The sequence below is a fragment of the Alicyclobacillus fodiniaquatilis genome (genome assembly GCF_042678105.1).
Lineage (GTDB): Bacteria > Bacillota > Bacilli > Alicyclobacillales > Alicyclobacillaceae > Alicyclobacillus > Alicyclobacillus fodiniaquatilis.
The window spans coordinates 352896-372167 of record NZ_JBHUCX010000099.1 but is presented as its reverse complement, the minus strand read 5'-3'; the positions used below and the strand labels follow the sequence as shown (position 1 = coordinate 372167).

The 19272-nt window shown below is 48.2% G+C and carries 21 protein-coding genes and 1 CRISPR repeat array; of the genes, 8 read left to right on the top strand and 13 right to left on the bottom strand.

What is annotated here, in order from left to right:
- Window positions 1–203 precede the first annotated feature (203 nt).
- A complete protein-coding gene (locus tag ACFSB2_RS25535) occupies window positions 204–551 on the top strand; it encodes a hypothetical protein (RefSeq protein WP_377945980.1) in 348 nt (115 codons plus the stop codon).
- Window positions 552–703: 152 nt separating this feature from the next.
- Here the strand turns inward: ACFSB2_RS25535 and ACFSB2_RS25530 are convergent, their stop codons facing one another.
- The 7 genes from ACFSB2_RS25530 to ACFSB2_RS25500 all read right to left on the bottom strand — a co-directional run bounded on the left by ACFSB2_RS25530 (window position 704) and on the right by ACFSB2_RS25500 (window position 7186).
- Window positions 704–931 carry a transposase gene (locus ACFSB2_RS25530; RefSeq protein ID WP_417281888.1) on the bottom strand — a complete coding sequence of 76 codons (228 nt, stop codon included), beginning with the start codon at window positions 929–931 and terminating at the stop codon, window positions 704–706.
- Between the two features lie 259 nt (window positions 932–1190).
- Window positions 1191–1724: a DinB family protein gene (locus tag ACFSB2_RS25525; protein WP_377945978.1), complete on the bottom strand. Its 534-nt coding sequence runs from the start codon at window positions 1722–1724 to the stop codon at window positions 1191–1193.
- Between the two features lie 66 nt (window positions 1725–1790).
- Window positions 1791–2741 (bottom strand): helix-turn-helix transcriptional regulator, encoded by a 951-nt coding sequence (locus ACFSB2_RS25520; protein WP_377945977.1) that lies wholly within the window; start codon window positions 2739–2741, stop codon window positions 1791–1793.
- A 424-nt stretch (window positions 2742–3165) separates the two neighbouring features.
- Window positions 3166–4662: an MFS transporter gene (locus ACFSB2_RS25515; protein WP_377945976.1), complete on the bottom strand. Its 1497-nt coding sequence runs from the start codon at window positions 4660–4662 to the stop codon at window positions 3166–3168.
- A 185-nt stretch (window positions 4663–4847) separates the two neighbouring features.
- A complete protein-coding gene (locus ACFSB2_RS25510) occupies window positions 4848–5408 on the bottom strand; it encodes a nitroreductase family protein (protein WP_377945974.1) in 561 nt (186 codons plus the stop codon).
- A 76-nt stretch (window positions 5409–5484) separates the two neighbouring features.
- The gene (locus ACFSB2_RS25505) at window positions 5485–5985 is read right to left on the bottom strand and encodes a MarR family transcriptional regulator (protein WP_377945973.1); all 501 of its coding nucleotides are present in this window, start codon (window positions 5983–5985) and stop codon (window positions 5485–5487) included.
- Window positions 5986–6187: 202 nt separating this feature from the next.
- Window positions 6188–7186: a quinone oxidoreductase family protein gene (locus ACFSB2_RS25500; RefSeq protein ID WP_377945972.1), complete on the bottom strand. Its 999-nt coding sequence runs from the start codon at window positions 7184–7186 to the stop codon at window positions 6188–6190.
- A 39-nt stretch (window positions 7187–7225) separates the two neighbouring features.
- On the opposite strand from ACFSB2_RS25500, the gene ACFSB2_RS25495 reads away from it, so the two are divergent.
- The 4 genes from ACFSB2_RS25495 (at window position 7226) to ACFSB2_RS25480 (ending at window position 12271) form a co-directional block, all read left to right on the top strand.
- Window positions 7226–7510 (top strand): MarR family winged helix-turn-helix transcriptional regulator, encoded by a 285-nt coding sequence (locus ACFSB2_RS25495; RefSeq protein ID WP_377945971.1) that lies wholly within the window; start codon window positions 7226–7228, stop codon window positions 7508–7510.
- Between the two features lie 467 nt (window positions 7511–7977).
- Entirely contained in the window at window positions 7978–10428 is a 2451-nt protein-coding gene (locus tag ACFSB2_RS25490; RefSeq protein WP_377945970.1) for a carbohydrate binding domain-containing protein, read from the top strand.
- 388 nt (window positions 10429–10816) lie between these two features.
- Window positions 10817–11287, top strand: coding sequence for an RrF2 family transcriptional regulator (locus ACFSB2_RS25485; RefSeq protein WP_377945969.1), 471 nt, complete (start codon window positions 10817–10819; stop codon window positions 11285–11287).
- A 42-nt stretch (window positions 11288–11329) separates the two neighbouring features.
- A complete protein-coding gene (locus ACFSB2_RS25480; protein ID WP_377945968.1) occupies window positions 11330–12271 on the top strand; it encodes an NAD(P)/FAD-dependent oxidoreductase in 942 nt (313 codons plus the stop codon).
- Between the two features lie 60 nt (window positions 12272–12331).
- Here the strand turns inward: ACFSB2_RS25480 and ACFSB2_RS25475 are convergent, their stop codons facing one another.
- The 4 genes from ACFSB2_RS25475 to ACFSB2_RS25460 form a co-directional block, all read right to left on the bottom strand.
- Window positions 12332–12844, bottom strand: coding sequence for a DinB family protein (locus tag ACFSB2_RS25475; RefSeq protein WP_377945967.1), 513 nt, complete (start codon window positions 12842–12844; stop codon window positions 12332–12334).
- Window positions 12845–12889: 45 nt separating this feature from the next.
- Window positions 12890–13378, bottom strand: coding sequence for a glutathione peroxidase (locus tag ACFSB2_RS25470; RefSeq protein ID WP_377945966.1), 489 nt, complete (start codon window positions 13376–13378; stop codon window positions 12890–12892).
- Between the two features lie 316 nt (window positions 13379–13694).
- On the bottom strand, window positions 13695–14297 hold the full coding sequence (locus ACFSB2_RS25465) for an alpha/beta hydrolase (RefSeq protein WP_377946022.1): 603 nt from the start codon (window positions 14295–14297) through the stop codon (window positions 13695–13697).
- 12 nt (window positions 14298–14309) lie between these two features.
- On the bottom strand, window positions 14310–15269 hold the full coding sequence (locus tag ACFSB2_RS25460) for a ring-cleaving dioxygenase (protein ID WP_377945965.1): 960 nt from the start codon (window positions 15267–15269) through the stop codon (window positions 14310–14312).
- An 87-nt stretch (window positions 15270–15356) separates the two neighbouring features.
- Between ACFSB2_RS25460 and ACFSB2_RS25455 the strand changes: the two genes are divergently transcribed.
- Window positions 15357–15533, top strand: coding sequence for a winged helix-turn-helix transcriptional regulator (locus tag ACFSB2_RS25455; RefSeq protein WP_377945964.1), 177 nt, complete (start codon window positions 15357–15359; stop codon window positions 15531–15533).
- Between the two features lie 50 nt (window positions 15534–15583).
- Here ACFSB2_RS25455 and ACFSB2_RS25450 read toward each other — a convergent pair whose 3' ends face one another.
- Both ACFSB2_RS25450 and ACFSB2_RS25445 read right to left on the bottom strand, forming a co-directional pair.
- Window positions 15584–15754, bottom strand: coding sequence for a hypothetical protein (locus ACFSB2_RS25450; RefSeq protein WP_377945962.1), 171 nt, complete (start codon window positions 15752–15754; stop codon window positions 15584–15586).
- Window positions 15755–15919: 165 nt separating this feature from the next.
- Window positions 15920–17548, bottom strand: coding sequence for a malate:quinone oxidoreductase (locus ACFSB2_RS25445; protein WP_377945961.1), 1629 nt, complete (start codon window positions 17546–17548; stop codon window positions 15920–15922).
- A gap of 253 nt (window positions 17549–17801) precedes the next feature.
- Between ACFSB2_RS25445 and ACFSB2_RS25440 the strand changes: the two genes are divergently transcribed.
- Together ACFSB2_RS25440 and ACFSB2_RS25435 are read left to right on the top strand one after the other, a co-directional pair.
- A complete protein-coding gene (locus ACFSB2_RS25440) occupies window positions 17802–18380 on the top strand; it encodes a TetR/AcrR family transcriptional regulator (protein ID WP_377945960.1) in 579 nt (192 codons plus the stop codon).
- A gap of 196 nt (window positions 18381–18576) precedes the next feature.
- Entirely contained in the window at window positions 18577–18822 is a 246-nt protein-coding gene (locus ACFSB2_RS25435; protein WP_377945959.1) for a hypothetical protein, read from the top strand.
- A 44-nt stretch (window positions 18823–18866) separates the two neighbouring features.
- Window positions 18867–19242: direct repeats of the CRISPR family, unit length 34 nt; unit sequence TATTTCAATCCACGCACCCCTTGTGGAGTGCGAC.
- Between the last annotated feature and the right edge of the window lie 30 nt (window positions 19243–19272).

Here is a 19272-nt window from a genome sequence, read left to right as displayed (position 1 = left end):
GATGATACGTCCGCTCCAGTAATTAGTCATTGCACAATCACATTGTATAACTCTGCAAATCTGCGCACCGCAGCGATATGAGGCCTTTATTTTTCATAAACTATCCAACGAAAAACAGCATTGATTTTGATACTTCTTTGAAGGTGTAAACCTATATTCTTCGAGTGGCCAGTAGACATCACTACAAAAGGGGAGAATACAGTATGAATTTGAAGGTAAAAGCCGTATCGGCATCAATTGTCTTGTTGGCTTCACTCGGCATTGCTGGATGTGCTACATCAGCAAACAAAACAGCAACGAATAGTACAGCGACGAAATCGGCTGCAACCACCAGCAAAAAAACGACGACCAAGTCCACCGATAAAAGTAAGTCGGCACCTTTGAAGACCGCGACGAGTAAGACGGGCAACAAGGACACTTCGAAGACTACAACGAGCAAGAATACTAGCAACGATACTTCAAAGAAGTCGACAACTGCTAAGACGGATAAAACTTCAACTGCGTCGTCAAAGTCTACATCGACAAAAAGTGATCATAAAACAAATAAGTGAGTGCCACACACTCCTATCAACGGTATTTCCTACTCACGCCTCATCGGCTACATTGGCCGATGAGGTCTTATTTATACGTCATGCAATAACCATGCCGCCAAATAATACGAGAAATGTGTCGCACCCCTTCACTTTTATATCTTGTAGCAATTTTAAACATTAATCGAGTAGGCGGGGACGCCTAGCCCGTAATCTGCGTCGTATCCATTCGTCGAACCGTTCACAGTGCACTCTGACCTTCTTGACGCTTCTTTATAGCTCTCTTCACAGCGAGTCTGTGTCGATATCCATGCGGCTTCCCCAAGGATCCGTCGTAAATGCGAATTTCCCGCCTTCGTAATACCACCTTGCCATCGAGATGAACCACTCGAGTACTCCATTGGGACGAGTCCTGCTCTGGCCAATCTTCTGTCATATTCGCTGCCTTTTGTTCAATAACACATTTTCAAAATCAGCGCATTTTTATACAGGTGTGGTTTAAAAAGCCCCTCCGATTTATGTTCGCCAGACTGTTCTGCGTAAAGAACTTTATTTTTCAATACACAACTCTATTTTCCATGACCAGATCAACACACTTAAGAGCGCAATTACACCTTTGTGGCTCAATCTGAGTTCTATTTCCTGGACGCTGCTCCCTACTTAAACGCTAAGAAACGCATGCAAGCGTCCCAACTGATGGCGGTGATGCCGATAATGCATCTCTACCAGTTGGAACCATTCTTCCCCGTTCAAGTATCCAAATCCCGGGTGCTCGACCGTGTTCTCCAAGGGGATCTCGTCCAGTGTTGGCGCGACGGCACGCATGCGGACAATTACGTCCTGCATACCCGCTTGTATCTCCTCTTTGCGCTCTGGCTGCGTCGGCGTATACTGTGGTGACGGTGGCACTTGAATCCGAACTGTTGGAAAACTTCCTTCACGAAACGCGCGTTCTCCCCTGTCATTCTTGACACCCCCCACGCACACGCCTGGATTTGATGCAACTTTGCAGACCTCCACGTTGCGCAAATGCATAAAGCGGGCACTGTTCATCAAATGCACCAACATTTGCCCCAGCGACCATTCATCAGCGCTCGGTTTACGACAGATCTGTTCCATGCTCAGATTCGCGAGTTCATTCAAGTAGGACGTCGTCTGTGCCTCGACACTGAGTAAAATCTCATTTGTGTTCATATCGCTTCTTCATTCCTCTCTAGTGCTTTCACCTCCATTTTGCAGACCACTCCTGACAGCAGTATGTCAGTATCTCTGCAGCATGTTTTCAATTTCCCTTCGGATCTGCAAACGGAATTCCTCCGGTCCGATCACCTCGACGCCCGCCCCCCAACTGAGCACCCACTTGAGCACATCCTCTGGTTGTCGCACGCGCAGGATCACGTCAACGACGTCCGTGCCCATCGTCACAGACTCCATGAAAAAGTGATTGGACTCAAGCACAGCATTCCGTAGGTGCGGCTGGAACTGAACATGAATGAACAAGCTTCGGTCATCTTGAGGTGTGTAGCTGCGCAACTCAAAATCAGCAGGGCGCTCGAACGATTCATCCAATACGACAACATTCTGCATCCGGGAAAGCCGGAAGTGGCGGATGGCGTTGCGCAAGTCACAGTGTGCAACCAGCATCCACACACCCTGAATCAATACCAGCCCATACGGTGCAACCGTTCGCTCTGTCTCTTGCTCCTTATCGGACCGCACAAGCGGCTTCGTGTAGCGAAAGCGCACTTTTTTATCCGCCAGCAGCGCCCCCCGAATATGCCCGAGCACCTTCAACTCCAACATGCGCTGCTCCGCAGGTAAGCGCGTGTTCAGAATCCTCGTTGATTCGCTAAACTCCGCCAAACGCGCGCGGACAGGCGCTGGCAAAACACTTTCAATCTTGTGCCGACCTGACTCAGCTTGAGTGGAATACGGCGGATCGAACTGTTGCTCAACAAACTCCGTGCCCATCAGAATGGCAAATGCCTCTTCCACAGTGAGATGGACAGGCGGTAAAAAATACCCATCCATAAGGGAATAGCCCTGTCCTGGCGCGCCTACTATCGGTACACCCGATTCGGAAAGCGCCTGCATGTCCCGGTAAATCGTCCGAACACTCGTCTCGAATCGATCCGCCAGATCCACCGCGCGCTGACCGCCCTTTCTCTGCAATTCAATGACGATCCCAAGTAGGCGATCCATCCTATTCATCGCGTGCACATTCCTTCTTCTTTATTTCTCAAATAGATTATGATAATGCTAATGTGAAAGCGGATCAAAGAAAAGAGACACATCACCCTTTCGATCCGCCAGCGCCATGGAGTCGTATGTATGATCCCGCTTCTTTGACTTGTAGTCAAATCCCTATGAAATGACCAACTTGATTGACGATCCGACCCATCAGTCTGAGGTCAGCGTTCACAAGGAAGCGTTGTTGGCGGAGTTAACAGGTCGTGCGCCAACACCCTCTTATCATGTCAGTGGTGAACCTGACGTCTTGAAAAATCAGGAAGTTCAGGCGATGGCATCACGCATGGCGGTCTATGTAGAAAGCCCATGGCCTCCCCCACTGCTTCGTGATCGCCATCATTGAATCCGGCACTGTACACCGCCCTTTTTGACCATCACAGCCGATTCAATTCCCGACATCATCAACAGCGTTTCTTGCCATACTGCGTCCAGAAGTCACCGTCGTTGGACCAGCATGAATTGCCCTGACTGCCTTCGGTAAAAAAAGTGCGATAATCGCTGACAATAGGCTTATCCCTGCACAAATCAAGAGCGCCATGTGATAGCCCTGCACCATTCCAGCGGCTGGAGAACGAAGGCCAGCATGACGCGTGGCGGCAGAGGAAATCGCGACCAAAACAGCTAGGCCAATGGCGCCACCGATTTGGCGTCCCATGTTGACCAAACCCGAAGCCAGGCCAGCATCGCTCGCCTCGATGCCAGTGGTTGCGGCGACTGTCACTGGCAAGACCATCAAGCTCATGCCAAGTCCCGCGACAAGCGTTGGCCCCAACACGTGAAATGAATAGTCTGGTGCGACCGTCAATTTCGACAACCAAGCGACGCCAATCGCTGAAATGGTCGCGCCGGCGGCAAGCAAGGAGCGATACCCGATGGCAACAATCAACCGCTTTGCGACAAATGCGCCAATTACCAAAACCACGGTCATCGGCACTAGGGACAAACCAGTCCGCAATGCACGATAACCCAGAATCTGCTGCTCATAGAGCGAAAGAAAAAAGATGACCGAAGTCATGGAAACGCCTAGACACGCCATCATCACATTGGCCAAGCTAAGACTCCGATGGCGAAATATGCCCAGTGAGACGAGCGGCTGTCTACTGAACATTTCGATGACAATAAACGCCGCAATGAGGGCACCAGCAGCAATCAAAGAAATGACGACAGACATCGATCCCCAACCAGCGCGATTTGCCTGAGAAATGGCATAGACCAAGGCGCCAACGCCAACGGTGATGGTCAGTGCGCCTGCAGTATCCAGGCGACGTCCGTCATGGCGCAATGAAGAGGGCATTAAGCAGATTGCCGCACCCACGAACAAAGCGATACCAATGGGAACATTGACAAACAGCACATATCGCCAATTCAGTTCGGATGTGAGCACGCCACCCAAGATCATCCCCACCGCCCCTGCCGAGGACGCAGCGACAGCCCAAATGGCCAGTGCCTTGGTGCGCTGATGACCATCCGTGTGACTGGCGGTAATCAGACTCAAACTGGCTGGCGCCAGTGCCGCAGCCCCGATTCCTTGTACAACACGCGCGACAATCAGCCATTCACCATTCTCTGCAAAACCACCCACTAAGCTGGCTAGGGTAAAGATGGCCAAGCCACACTGGAACACCCATTTTCGGCCAAACAAATCGCCAGCTCGCGCTGCGAAGAGCAAGAGCCCCCCAAATGTGATTAAATAGCCATCGACCACCCACTGCTGCCCATTGGTCGACATCCCCAAATCCGCACGCATGGCCGGCAAGGCCACATTGACGATGGAACTGTCGAGAACGACCATGAATTGAGCCACACAGGCAATCGCGACAATGATCCCAAGTGGAATGTGGGATCGAACAATTGACGAAGTAGTTACTGAAGATTTGGTCACGAAAGTCGCTCCTTCTCCTCTTTATCGATCACGCTGAACCTTGTCGTCCGAACGTTGCGAGACAGCGTACACAAGTTGCTGCCCCGCTTCAACGTATCGATTGATGCATGAACTATTTTTTGTTAACTAGTTAACAATCGAACCGAATAATCGGAACAAAATCATCTTGGCATGCAGGATCACTTCTACCAAACGGTCAGCTTTTGTTCAACTGGAGTGCGTGGCTTCGGACTCGGCACTCGATTAAAATATCCCATATGTAGCATACCGACAATCCGCTCATCTTCCCGAATGCCCAATCCCTCTTTGAACTCTGGAAAATGAATAAATTCATACGTTGACCAAAACATGCCCAACTTCTGTTCCCATCCAAGCAACTGAAGGTTCTGCATCAGGCAACATGCAGCAGCAAAATCCTCTTCCCGCTTGTGTTCGTTTTTTTGCGCCTTCATGACAACAACGAGATGAGCGGGGATATCCACCAGTCTTCTTTTCATCACCTCCTTGAGTTTTGTCGGCAACAGCCGAACCCGCTTCATGCGACGGGCTGCGTCCAACGCCAAATCGCCCAAGTGAGCTTTTCCCTCCACGCTCTCCACATAGATGAACCGCCAAGGCTCACGTAGTCCATGATTTGGGGCCCATACCGCATCGTTTAGCAAACTCATGACCAACTCTCTGGAAACAGACTCCTGTTTGAACGAACGAATGCTTCTTCTTCCCCGAATCGTTTGTGCGATATTCATCATTGCCGCCTCCTTCAACGATAAAGCCAAACAAGTCGTTTCCATCCTCGCGTGCCTCACCTTCCCATTCGCTCGCCTATTTCAACTGAGACTGTCGTACCCGCAAATAAGCGAACCAATTTTGCAAAAACTTTAGAATGGCTTCGAGCTCTGCCCCCGAAAATCGCTCTAAAAATTCCAAAAAGCGTCGTTGCTCCTGTTCGTGCAATGTTTGATGCAGCTCAAAGATACGTCTCCCCTTTTCTTTCAGGCTGAAATATACTTCTTTCCGATTGTCACTCAACTGACTCCGTCGCACATAGCCGATTTGCTCCAATTTCGCGGTAATTTTGGTAATGCTCGCTTTTGACAAATTTAGTTTTTCTGCAATCGTCGTGTTGTTGATGGGTCCGTGTTGGCCTATGCAATCGATGACGTGAACGCTGGTCAAATTTTTAGGAAATGCTGACAAATGCACTGCCTCTGCCTTGTTAATAAATTCATTCAGCTCCATCTCAAACATTTCTTCGTTCAGATGCACAAAATCGATGTAGTGGGTATAAACGAGCTGTTTGAGCACTTCGACGGAATGATCCATGTCACACCTCTTGTTCCGAATTTCGGCGTTCGGCTTGATATATCGTTAACTTGTTAACAATAATACAGTGAAGCCTGTTAAAAATCAATCCCACATCGACTCGGAAGAAATATCCCTTGGCGCACATTGGTGCATTTCCACCGAGTCGACGAGAAGTATACGGAATGAACTGCAACACGGCAGCAAGGAACCATATTTTTAACTAAATCGTCGGGACGAACACAACCCGTTGCGCGCTGTCAGTTGGCGCATGCCAAACTTCTTCCACTTTGGCCAACGGGAAAGGCGCCGCATTCACAGTAAGCTGGCCAGATGCAATCGCATCGATAAGCGCTGGAAATTCAGCAATATACCCAGCAGTCGAGACAGAGCCTTGACCGCAGCCAAGCACTTGAAAGTTGGCAGAGCGAAGTGCCGCAGAAGGCACAGCCGCAGTCGGGCCCGCAACGGAACCAATCTGAATCCAAGATAACGCGCGACTCCGATCCGCTCTTTGCATCAACATCGAGATCATCGCAAGCTCTGTAGGCTTTCCCCAGAGATAGTCGATCACGATGTCCACTTCAGCCGCTGCCTCCCCCAGCCGTTTGGCGGCTGCCTCTGATTCCCCCGCGAGGGAGACGATGGTGTCAGCACCCAGTGCTGTAAGTGCATCAAGGCGTTCTTGATCACGACCAGCGCCGATCACCTGACTTGCGCCAAGCAGTTTGGCAATCTGAACAGCCATCTGTCCGGAATTTCCAGTCGCGCCAAGCACGAGGACCTTTTGCCCGGGTTGAAAAACAATTCGGCGGTGAAACGCAACCCATGACGACATCGCCGGATTCATGGCTGCCGCGATATGCACCGGATCGACCCCTTCAGGCAAAGGGACACTACGGCGCAAATCAATGACCGTCTTTTCTGCGAACGTCCCAAGAGATGTGTCGAAGGCTACAAAATAGACCAGTTGACCATTGGACAATCGTCCAACACCATCAATACCGGGAATCAACGGCAATTCGTCGGTGCTCGTATAATGAGAACCGTTCGCTTGAGAACGTACACGCGGATGTAATCCAGCAGCAAGCACGTCGACAAGCACTTCGTTCTCCGTGGACGGTTCCGGTGTTCGGTCATAGACGCTTTGGTACAACTTTCGTACCTCATCCAGCACATTCTCATCCAAGTTGGATCCGACCATGATCTCTCCGTTATCCAAATTCGACTACTCGGTATTCTGCGGGATCGAGAGCCCAGCATGTTGCAACTCGCAAAGCATCTCCAACTCAACAAGTCCAGCATTACCGGTTTGGTCGATCGCGCTGAACGCCGCGGGCTCGTCGAACGTACGGTCTCTCCCAACGATCGGCGTGGGTTCAATGTGAGATTAACGGCTGCCGGACGGCAACGAGTCCATGTGGCTGGCGGCGAGATCGAGCGGCAAATCCATGATGCCATCCATACGCTTACCGAGACTGAACGTACAGAACTGACTGCCCTTGCCGCCAAAATCTTGGGGATTACTGTAGGCACAAATGGCTGAACAAAGCTTATCGTCGCGGCTCTCTCTATTGTTGCAGACGGTCGCAGTATCATTCCCTCTCCAGCACTTCTTTCATGACTTCTAGACATTTTGTATAGCCAAATTTCATCTTTCATCGATATTGACGAAATATACAGTATATACTAACATCAATCACAGCAAAGATAGGATGCGGAGCCCTACTGTTCCTTCCAAAAATGTCGATGCCGCCTCTTCTGACGCAAGCGGATCGAATCCAAAATAGGAATAACGTTTCCAGAAAAGCCTCTACGCAACGGCTCTGCGGATCTGACAATCCAGGTAAACACGCTGTTTCCTTGGAGCAAAACATTGAATATGCGGACTTGTGTAAACGGTTACCCATTATTATATATTCGAGTAATCGATTTACTGGAAGGAGGTGAATCATCGGCAAACCGACAGATTATCCAACAATGCCGCTCGAAAATCGTGAGGAGGTCGAAGAAGTGAGAAGAGTCAATAGACTGTTAAGACTATCTACAAGTGCGCTTCTTGCATCATGCGCAGCGCTGATCTTCAGCGCGCAAGGCGCATTTGCAGCAACCGTCGATGACAGTGCCTTGAATGCGGAAATCACAGCCGCACAGAACTTCGCGGCGTATGCTGTTGTGGGTTCTGCGCAGGGAGATTGTTCCCAAAGTGATTTGAATGCTTTGACATCAGCCATTTCGTCAGCCCAAAGTGTTGCGGATGACACAACGGCCAGCCAAGCGACGGTGGATGCTGCAGTCACGGCACTTACAAATGCAATCCAGACGTTCGAGGCAACTGGCGTCAATCTTGTGCCAAATCCCGGATTTGAGACAGGCGCTTTAGATCCTTGGACCACCCAGAACAACGCGACGGTGGAACCAGACAATGCGCACGCTGGCACATATGCTGTGAATCTTGGTGGGCCTGCATCAGGCGTTCAGCAGACCATCACCGGTCTCGCACCAAATACGACCTATACGCTGACCGCTTGGGTTAAAACTGCAGGGGATGTTGTCTACCTCGGCGCAGAGAACTTTGCTGGGGCAGGAAGTCAAGTCAATACGACAACCACGGCCGCTGGCTACACACAACTGAAAGTGAGCTTTACGACAGACAGCACTTCGACAAGTGTCTATATCTTTCTTTGGAAGAACGATAACACCGGCCCAGCGTACGCCGATGACTTCTCATTGCGAGATGCGCCCCCGTACAGCACACAAAAGTACAATGGTCAAGACATCGGATTCAATACCCAAGACCCCTATTTTGAATCAAGCACACAGTTGAATCAACTGTATGATCAAGTTGCCGCAACAGGGACAAAGTGGGTAAGGGCTACGTTATTCTGGGACCTCATGGAACCGACCAAAGGAAAGATCGATTGGACACAGGCAGATATGATCTTCAATGCCATCAAGGCACATGGGTTTAAATATGACATGGTCATTCGATCCGCGCCATCATGGGCGGCCAACGGCGCCGACACGTCCAATCACAACTATGCGCCCACCGATAGTACGTCCTACGGAGAATTCTGTTACCAGGTTGCCAAGCGATATCTGAATCGAGGGGTGACCATCGTCTTCGAATTGGGAAACGAAGAAAATACTCAATTCTTCAATGAGCCCGCCGTGGATCCGGTTGCATATACCAAAGACATGCTCATTCCAGGTTCAACCGGAATCGGTCAGGCAGCCAAAGAACTTGGCGTCCCAAAACCCACGGTGCTCGTTGGCGGCTTTGCGCCTGTCGATCCACAGAACACGCCAGGCTCAGTATCTCCACTCGATTTCCTGCAAGCGATATACGACAATGGCGGTAAAGGATATTTTGACTCTATTGCCTATCATCCATATACGTATGTCTCCGCCCCCGACAGCACCAATTGGACATTCACCGAACTCCAATCGCTGGTGAATTTAATGGACAGTGAAGGCGACACCAATCGGAAGGTGTACGCAACTGAAGTGGGTTGGGCGACCGGTACAGGCACCGGAGAAATCAGCGAAGCTGACCAAGCGACATATACTGGAGAGGAATTCGATGAGTGGTTCAGCCTGCCATACGCCGGTCCAATGATTTGGTATGAGTTGGTGGACAATTCATCCAACGACAACACGAACCGAGAAAATACGTTTGGTCTGATGTACAATACCAATCCATGGACACCCAAGCCAGCATACAACATATTTGAGTCCAAAGTTGCCCCTGTTGATGTGACCGCACTCAACTCAGCGATCACATCAGCAAAATCGATAGCCCAACATGCAGTCGTGGGAACTGGCTATGGCGACTATGCGCAAACCAACTTGGACGAGTTGAACGCGGCGATCACGACTGCACAAGCCGCCGAAACAGCGCCAACAGCAGATCAAGCGGTCATTGACACAGCCGTCACAACGTTGAACAATGCTGTGACGAGCTTCCAATCGACCGCTGTCCAAGATCATACGCCGCCCACCATTGAGATTACATCTCCTACGAATAAGCGTTATCTGGATGACCAAACACTCACTATCAGGTATCGCGTCAATGACAACTTATCAGGCGTCAACAATGCGTTGATGGTCGCCAAATTGGATGGCCGCTCTGTGAAATCCGGGGATACTATCTTGCTGTATACCCTCCCGCTCGGCGCACATACAATGCGTGTTACAGCGGTGGACAATGCAGGAAACAAGGCGACACAGACGGTTTCCTTCACCACAACTACGAATATGGCTTCCATTCAGCAATTGGTTCAGACATTCCAGCAGACGCATGCCATCGACAATGGCGGCATCGCAAACGGCCTGGAGAAAAAACTGAGTCATGATGATTTGAACAGCTTTGTGAACGAAGTTCAGGCGCAGAGCGGCAAGCATATACAGGAAACTGCAGCTGCTGTGCTCATCCGCGATGCACAGTCTTTACGCACTTCGTAATCCACTCGCATCATGATGTCAAGACGACATTTGTACGCTCTTATCGAAGAGCTTCTGATATGCATGATGGAAATACACTGCATTCGCCAGGTAAAATCCGAACCAGTATATTGGCTTGTGATTTTGCCTGGCTCACCTTTTCTGGATCAAGTCCTTGGTTATAAGTGATTTTTGGAACTCCCTTCAACCAGGGCTTTAAATACTCGTAGACTTGTCCGTTATCTATGTATAAAAACCATAGAAAAACGTGATATTATACTAACAAAAATAATTTTGGCCAAAAGGGGATCGACAAAGAGCAGTAGCCATCAACACGCCTGCCGGATGTAGCCACTTATGTTTATCTGCGTTATTATAGATATATGAGATCTATAATGGAGTTGTTGAAATGGAATTTTCTCAGGGCACTGGATATGCGCTTCATGCATTGACTTTACTGGCCAAAGCACAGAAAGGTGAAAGCACGGGAATTCGTAACTTGGCGTCTTTTCTCGGCGTATCCGAAAGCTACCTATCTAAGATCATGACAAAACTCAAAAAAGGAGGTATTGTTCGTTCATCTCCAGGCGTATCAGGAGGATATGAGCTTGCTCGACCAGCAAACGAAATTACGTTTCTTGATGTCATTGAAGTTACAGAAGGTCGAAACCACCTATATGACTGCGCTAACTTTAAAGAAAACCGGCATGCATTATTTCAAGGACATCACAACGACAAAGCGCAAAGCCCACGGGGGAACGGGTGCATCATTCAACAGATATTGCACGGTGCTGAAGAAACGCTAAACACTTGGTTATCACAACATACCATTCAATCGGCGCTCACCGAGTCACTACTAGCCTATCCGAAGGAGGGTTAACCTTCTTCACAGCCTAATTATAGATATTGGAGGTCTCCAATTGTGGATTCACAGAATTCTGATGTACTGACAACAGACGTTATTGTGATCGGTGGTGGCCCAGCGGGCCTAAGCGCTGCATTGGTGCTCGGTCGCGCAAGAAGAAGCGTCGCGGTGATTGATGAAGGGAAACCGAGAAACCGTGTGACCCACGAGTCACACGGTTTTTTGACACGAGACAGCATATCCCCGAACGATTTTCATCAAATTGCAAAAGAACAAATATTAAAATATCCTTCGGTTTCTTTCGAATCCGACGTTGTCAGTTCTGTATCTGGAAGTGATGAAAAGTTCAGCGTGGCTATGGAATCCGGACGCATTATCTATAGCCGAAAAATCTTGTTCGCGACTGGAATGAAAGATGTATTGCCTGATATTAAAGGACTCACTGAAGTGTACGGAAGAAGTGCATTTGTCTGCCCTTTTTGTGATGGATGGGAGTTAAGGGATAGACACATTAGCGTTATAGGTACAAACAAAATGGGTTTGCACTTAGTTAAAATGGTCAGTGGTTGGACAAAACACATCACATTTCTTACAAATGGTTCGCAATTCTTAGCAACAGAGGATCTGATTGATTTAGAGCGCCACCATGTCGAGACATGTCAAGACAGCATCAAACAGATCGATTCAATTGAAGGTATGGTTCAAAGAATTATTTTCAAATCAGATACGACCATCGACTGTGAAGGGATATTCTTTGTACCAAAACTGGTTCAAGCGACGCCCATTCCAGCTTCACTAGGTTGCAAAATGACTGATGATAATCCGTTCTCAACAATTTCTACTGACCCATTGGGGCGTACAAATGTTGTAGGCGTTTATTCGGCAGGAGATGCAGCGACCCAGTCACATCAGTTAATACAGGCCGCTTCGAGTGGTGCAATGGCGGCCGCAGCCATTCAGCTTGATTTGCTAGACACGGAATGGAGCAAAGCACGCTGATATGTCTGAAACGGAAGGCGTCGTCGTCTGTTACGATACCTTCCGTTTCTGCACAGGTGATCAAAGATACTTGTCATGAATCACCTTCAAATGATGCAACTCATGCCCAGAAATGATATAAGCGATAGCGCGTGTTGACACAGGTACATTCCAGACAGTTCCCTGACGAATCCAGGCATCGTCATCAATGGTGGACAGCAGGCTCGATGTCGCGAAACGCGCTGTCTGCAAACTTGCCAGAAGATCCGCCCAAGAGAATTGATTGAATTTAGCCGAGGACACATATAAATCCTGATCCATTCCTTGCAATGGCGCCCCTTCATTACGGGCCATAGCAAGCATTCGATAAGACATCACACGCTCTGTGTCTGCCATATGTCCTACAACTTCTTTTAAAGTCCATTTACCCGGCGCGTAAGCTCTTTCCACAGACGCTGCATCTACATTGTTTAACAATGTAGATGTCTCCATCTGTTGCTCGCGAAGGATATCTGCAATGTCTCCATCTGGGACAAGGCTTACATAGCGATGGTAATATTCTGGATACTCATTTGATAATGGTCGTGTACGCACAAAAATCCTCCCATCAGGTGATATCATTTACTTGTGTTAAGCGGCTCAAGCGTTGCTGCCAATCAACTTTTCGATATCATCTGCAATGGAATCCGGCGTCGTCTGTGGCGCATACCGCTGAACGACCTTGCCTTTCTGATCAACCAAGAATTTAGTAAAATTCCACTTGATCGCTTCAGAGTTCAATATCCCTGGTACCGCTTGTTTGAGATATTTGTACAAAGGATGCGCCTCGCTCCCGTTTACATCTATCTTGCCAAACACAGGGAATGTCACATCGTACGTCATTTTGCAAAATTCCTGAATTTCCTCATTCGTGCCTGGTTCCTGATGTCCGAACTGATTACAAGGAAAACCAAGGACCGTAAACCCCTTTTCAGAAAACTTCTTTTGTAATTCCTGCAAACCTGTATATTGCGGCGTGAACCCGCATTTGCTCGCCGTGTTCACAATGAGCATAACCTTTCCCTGATAAGCGTCTAGCGGTTGCTCTTTCCCGTCTGCTGTGGTGACCGTAAAATCGTAAACGTTCATTTCAAATTCCTCCCTCTGAATGACCCTAGTGTGGAAGAAGAACCGGCCTGCGAACCTTTTTTGCAATGGTGATAGGAATGCGTGATACGCCTAGACACTGGGATTGCCCTTGTGACTTGAAACATTCATTGTGATCATCATACTAAACCGCGAGCCGATAGCAATCCTCTCATTCAAATTTCGTATCTATTGGCTTCAACTTTGCCTCGATATTCGTTCGTTTTGGTTCCAAAAATGGCGGCAACGCCAGTCGCTCATGCCATGCCACGCATGCCGCTTCGTCGCACACCAGCTGAATGGAAACTGAAATCCCGATTTACAGTTGGCGTATCCATTTCTCGGCCATTACAAGTTCAGGATTCAGCAAACCATGCCCCGCATTCTGCCAGTTGAGCGTTACATCGGCCCCCGCTTGCTTGAGTAACTCAACAAGTTGTTCGCTATTCGTGGCAGGCACAATCGGATCACGCCGCCCAGACTGCATAAGCACAGGTTTGCCTTTCAAGTCGGGAAGCTGCTCAGGCTGAAGCGGCACCATCGCCCGGAACAAAACGGCCGCCGATAGAATGGTTGGCTCAAGCAAAAGCATGCTCGCTGCGATGTTTGCCCCGTTGGAATATCCCACCGCGATTATCCTTTCTGTGTTGAGCGCGTACACCTTTGTTGCTTCTTCAATGAATCGGGCCAACTCGTGCGTGCGGAAAATGAGATCTTCTTCATCAAACACGCCCTCAGACAATCGGCGAAAGAAACGAGGCATCCCATTTTCAAGAATTTTCCCTCGCACGCCGATCAGCGCTGCATCTGCTGCCAAAAACTGTCCAAGGGGAATTAGGTCCTCTTCGTTTCCCCCGGTTCCATGTAGAAGAAGCAATGTGGTATCATTCTGCCCTGTCGGTGATGGAATAAATTTGTGTATGAAATCCACTGCTCATTCCCTCCCTATCACGGGTAGATGAATTTGTGGCAACTGAGCCTCCAAAGTAGAACGATTCGCTTCGAACCATTCAGGCAGTTTCAAATCTGTACCCAGTTTCTCAACAGATTCATCAATGGCAAACCCCGGCGGATCGGTCGCCAACTCAAAGAGGACGCCACCTGGTTCACGAAAATAAACAGATTTGAAATAGCTACGGTCTTTCACTTCGGTCACGCGCATTCCCGCATTTATCAGTTTGGTCTGCCAACGGACCAACTCTTCCTCGTTTGCAACTCGCCAAGCAATATGGTGTATGGTGCCAACGGAGTTCCTGCCGTACTTGGCGTCCTCTTGGCTCACCACGTCGATCATCGTTCCAGGCCCGCCTTCACCCACTTCATATCGATGTCGCTCTCCGCTTTGCTCAAGCAACCGAAATCCCATGACATCTGTTAAAAAATCAGACGTTAAAGCGTGATTTTTCACTTTGATAGTGACACTGTAAATACCCCGAATGGCGTGTTCACGAGGAACTGATCCGTCTCTCCACCCCGGTCTTTGCTCTGCACCATCGTGCGCAACCAATTCGAGGGCAATTCCATCTGGATCGCGAAAAAAGATCACCTGTGTTTCATTTGTGTGTTTCTCTGGACCGCTGACAGATACGCCATGGTCTTTCAGCCGTTTCAACCAGAATTCAACAGACGCACGACGGATTGAGAACGAAGTGACCGTTGCTTGTCCGGCTCCAATGCTGCCCCGTGGACCTTCGCCAAATGGGAAGAATGTAAATATGGTACCTGGATTGCCAATTGTATCTCCATAATAAAAGTGATAGACGTCCGGCGCGTCAAAGTTGACCGTCTTTTTCACCATCCGCAGCCCGAGAAGCCCTACATAGAAGTCCAGGTTCCTTTGTGCCACACCTGACATTGCGGTAATGTGATGAATGCCTAAAATGCCTTGACGCATAACAGATCACTCCTTCTTAAAATGAAAGTATCCAACACAGTAAAATGCGAACTTCATCCCAAAACAATTCACTAATTAAGTGATCGAATGCTCGTTGAACGTCTCAAGGAATTGGAAACCACAGGGATTGTGGTACGCCATGTTTATCCCCAAATGCCTGTGCGCGTGGAGTGTGAACTGACGAAGAAAGGTCTTGAACTTGAACCCGTAATGACCCAAACTGAAGAATGGGCGAACAACTGGGAGGAAGAAGTGCAACAATAAATGCCCCAAAGCAACATTTTTCACGAATGAGCAGAGTCACCGGTATCATTTTACATCACACTGTGCAAAGATGACCGCTGGCAACGCATGTGGTAACCTGCACCACCTTGAATGGGTAAATTCTCTAAATGGTGCAGGTGTCGTATATACATTCCCAAACCGGACGTGAGACACGGTCGATAATCCGCAATCGCCTGTTCCACACACAAATTGATGTTCAAATCACCGTCTCCAATGTCCCGTCGTCCACACGTGTCGTCCTGTATGGCACTACACGTTGCAAGATTGTCACCGGCCACACGAATCTACGGCAACAGTCAGACTGGTACACTGGATGATGGTTCTATCGAACACGCGCGATCAACAATTTTACTAAAAAGTGTTGTTCAAACTTTTTCATCAAATACATCCGCTGCTGCGTCTACACTTGCTTCTACGTCAGTTTCAACATCTACGTTTGTTTCCGCAGCTACGTCCGTCTCAACACTTACATCCGCGTTTACGTCTGAAGAATTATCCTCAACCGATTCTTTTTCGACGAGACCAAGCGTATACGCCGTTGACGTGTGAATTTCTTGGAAGAGCTCTGGATTTTCCACGAGTGACACGCCGTAAGAAGGAATCATTTCTTTAATTTTCGGTTCCCATTCTCTCATATGTTGTGGGAAGCATTTTCCCAATACCTCAAGCATAACGTGGACAGCAGTAGAAGCCCCTGGAGAAGCGCCGAGCAATGCAGCTATCGAGCCATCAGCGGCACTAACCACTTCCGTACCAAATTGAAGTGTTCCTTTGCCGCCTTCCTCGGTATCTTTGATGACTTGCACACGTTGACCGGCCACCACAATGTCCCAATCTTCGCTTTTGGCAGTCGGAATAAACTCGCGCAATTCCTCCACACGCTTCTCGTTCGACAACAAAACTTGCTGAATCAGATACTTTGTCAATGCCATTTCTTTTACACCTGCGGCCAGCATCGTGAGTACATTATTCAGTTTTATAGAACCGAACAAATCAAAATTTGAACCCGTTTTTAAGAATTTAGGCGAGAATCCAGCAAACGGCCCAAATAGCAATGATTTTTTATTATCAATATATCGCGTATCCAAATGCGGAACAGACATTGGCGGAGCGCCAACTTTAGCTTTACCGTACACCTTTGCATGATGCTGCTCTGCAATTTCCGGCTTGTTACACACCATAAATAGTCCGCTTACCGGAAATCCGCCAATATGTTTCGACTCTGGAATACCGGTTTTTTGCAGTAAAGTCAGACTTCCGCCACCACCGCCAATAAAGATGAATTTTGCATGATGGAATTCACTGCTGCCACTATCAATATTGCGTACTTTCACTTCCCACGATCCGTCGCTAGCACGTTTAATATCATCTACACTGTGCCTATAGTTTACCTCGACGTTTTTACTCTTTAAGTGGTCAAACAACATACGTGTTAAAGCGCCGAAGTTGACATCCGTTCCAGAATCGATTTTTGTGGCTGCTATCGGTTCATCCGATGTGCGACCTTCCATAATAAGCGGAATCCATTCCTTCAGTTTTTCAGGGTCATCGGAAAACTCCATCCCTTGAAACAACGGATTGTTTGACAGTGCTTCAAACCGTTTTTTCAAAAACGCTACATCTTTTTCCCCTTGCACTAAACTCATATGAGGGATTGGCATAATAAAATCCTGCGGACGATGAATCAGATTGCTATTCACCAAATAAGACCAAAATTGTCTTGAGAGCTGAAACTGTTCATTGATTTTGATAGCCTTGCTGATATCAACAGATCCATCAGGTTTTTCAGATGTATAGTTAAGCTCGCACAGCGCAGAGTGGCCCGTACCCGCATTATTCCATTCATTAGAGCTCTCTTCGCCCGCGCTTCCGAGCCGCTCAAACACTTTGATGTTCCAAGTCGGCGCTAGCTCTTTCAGCAATGATCCCAAAGTCGCGCTCATGACTCCGGCACCAATTAAGATAACGTCTGTCGTTTTCTGTATGTTGTTCATGATAACCTTCCTTATTCCCTATATTTGCAAAGAAGAGTAAGCACTCTTGCTTAAAGTATTGCAAAAGCAAGGCGTTACCTAGAAACACACCTTTTCTATCTTAATTATAAACATATCACAGTCTACATTGTAGGTTCACGTCCGCAGTTCGGCGAATGAATTCGCATCACATGATCATTGGCGGCTTGCAAGTCGCAGCCATTCGTACAATGATCCATTGACAATAAATAAATGATCGTTCATTATCCGGAACATGAGACGAAGAGACGATAATAAAGTAAACGCTATCATCGAAGCAACCGTGCAGATTGTGAATGAAATTGGTTTTGCTGAAACGTCGATTTCCCGAATCGCCAAAAAGGCAGGTGTATCGGCTGCAACCATTTACATTTATTTTGAGAATAAAGAAGATATGTTGGCTAAAATTTATTTAAAAGCCAAAAAAGCGATGAGCGAGAAAATATTCCAAGGCTTCAGCGAATCAGCTTCCATCAGAGCACGGTTTGAATTTTTCTTAAGCAATTTTGTGACATTTATCATCGACAATAAAGATTATTTTCTTTTCATGGAGCAAGTCTCAAATTCTCCATTATTGCGCAATTGGTGTCTTGAAGAAACCAGTTCACTGTTCACACCTGTCTTCAACTTGTTTGAGGAAGGAAAGAAACAAAATTTATTTAAAGATGAAGACATCAATCTGCTCGTGATGTACTCGGTGGTTCCCATGGCGCAGCTTGCAAAAGAACAACTCAAGGGCACATTCCAATTCGATGAGACAAGTCTTGCCGCCGCCATCCAAATGAGCTGGGATGCGATCACTATAAAAACATAATTTTTTCAAATTAAAACAAGACGAAATACCCGAACGTATACAACTACCAATATAGCGATCTTCGCCAGATGGCGCGGGATACAATGGATAGTCTGATTGCCAATCAGATGCTTTCGCCAGTCAAAAAATGAATCGTTCGCTGCAAGGCGCTCCATTAAAAAGGACGCAAAGATAAGCTGTTCGGGATCGATGGCCCATGGACGGACACAGTTTCCTTTCAGGATGCCTGCGGGAACAGCTTCCGCGATATCGACATCTTCACAGTACAATGCGCCCATTCCAGTCAACTACGGACTTGTGGCACATCAAACACTCGTCGCCGCTCCCTACTCCGGCGTCTTGTGTCGATCCGCTTTGGGATCCAGCACAGCTCGTCATTGGTGTTTTTCAGATGGCGTATGCCGGTGTCCTGCCCAGTGAGATGGCTGCCCAAATTGGTTGATATCAGCCCCGAATCGCCTCGTTCTCCCCGATTCCTTTTTCGAGTGGTTTCAACCACGCACCCCTTGTGGAGTGCGACGGCCGACAAAGAAACCGAAGTGAGATATAACACGTGATTTCAATCCACGCACCCCTTGTGGAGTGCGACGGCCGACAAAGAAACCGAAGTGAGATATAACACGTGATTTCAATCCACGCACCCCTTGTGGAGTGCGACCCCTTCTTGCTGTAAGTCCTGGATCCAACCTTCTATTTCAATCCACGCACCCCATGTGGAGTGCGACCAGGTCACAGTACAATCACCTGCAGCGCTGGCTGTATTTCAATCCACGCACCCCTTGTGGAGTGCGACAGAAATTGGGTCAATCCTGTATGTGGCCGATCAACTATTTCAATCCACGCACCCCTTGTGGAGTGCGACTGCGTTGTACGTCGCAAACTCCAATCTGAC

Bases quoted from the DNA above. Each gene is read 5' to 3' on its own strand.
- ACFSB2_RS25535 (WP_377945980.1), top strand. From the start codon at position 204: ATGAATTTGAAGGTAAAAGCCGTATCGGCATCAATTGTCTTGTTGGCT.
- ACFSB2_RS25530 (WP_417281888.1), bottom strand. From the start codon at position 931: ATGGAGTACTCGAGTGGTTCATCTCGATGGCAAGGTGGTATTACGAAG.
- ACFSB2_RS25525 (WP_377945978.1), bottom strand. From the start codon at position 1,724: ATGAACACAAATGAGATTTTACTCAGTGTCGAGGCACAGACGACGTCC.
- ACFSB2_RS25520 (WP_377945977.1), bottom strand. From the start codon at position 2,741: ATGAATAGGATGGATCGCCTACTTGGGATCGTCATTGAATTGCAGAGA.
- ACFSB2_RS25510 (WP_377945974.1), bottom strand. From the start codon at position 5,408: ATGAATATCGCACAAACGATTCGGGGAAGAAGAAGCATTCGTTCGTTC.
- ACFSB2_RS25505 (WP_377945973.1), bottom strand. From the start codon at position 5,985: ATGGATCATTCCGTCGAAGTGCTCAAACAGCTCGTTTATACCCACTAC.
- ACFSB2_RS25495 (WP_377945971.1), top strand. From the start codon at position 7,226: ATGTTGCAACTCGCAAAGCATCTCCAACTCAACAAGTCCAGCATTACC.
- ACFSB2_RS25485 (WP_377945969.1), top strand. From the start codon at position 10,817: ATGGAATTTTCTCAGGGCACTGGATATGCGCTTCATGCATTGACTTTA.
- ACFSB2_RS25470 (WP_377945966.1), bottom strand. From the start codon at position 13,378: ATGAACGTTTACGATTTTACGGTCACCACAGCAGACGGGAAAGAGCAA.
- ACFSB2_RS25460 (WP_377945965.1), bottom strand. From the start codon at position 15,269: ATGCGTCAAGGCATTTTAGGCATTCATCACATTACCGCAATGTCAGGT.
- ACFSB2_RS25455 (WP_377945964.1), top strand. From the start codon at position 15,357: ATGCTCGTTGAACGTCTCAAGGAATTGGAAACCACAGGGATTGTGGTA.
- ACFSB2_RS25445 (WP_377945961.1), bottom strand. From the start codon at position 17,548: ATGAACAACATACAGAAAACGACAGACGTTATCTTAATTGGTGCCGGA.
- ACFSB2_RS25440 (WP_377945960.1), top strand. From the start codon at position 17,802: ATGAGACGAAGAGACGATAATAAAGTAAACGCTATCATCGAAGCAACC.
- ACFSB2_RS25435 (WP_377945959.1), top strand. From the start codon at position 18,577: ATGGACGGACACAGTTTCCTTTCAGGATGCCTGCGGGAACAGCTTCCG.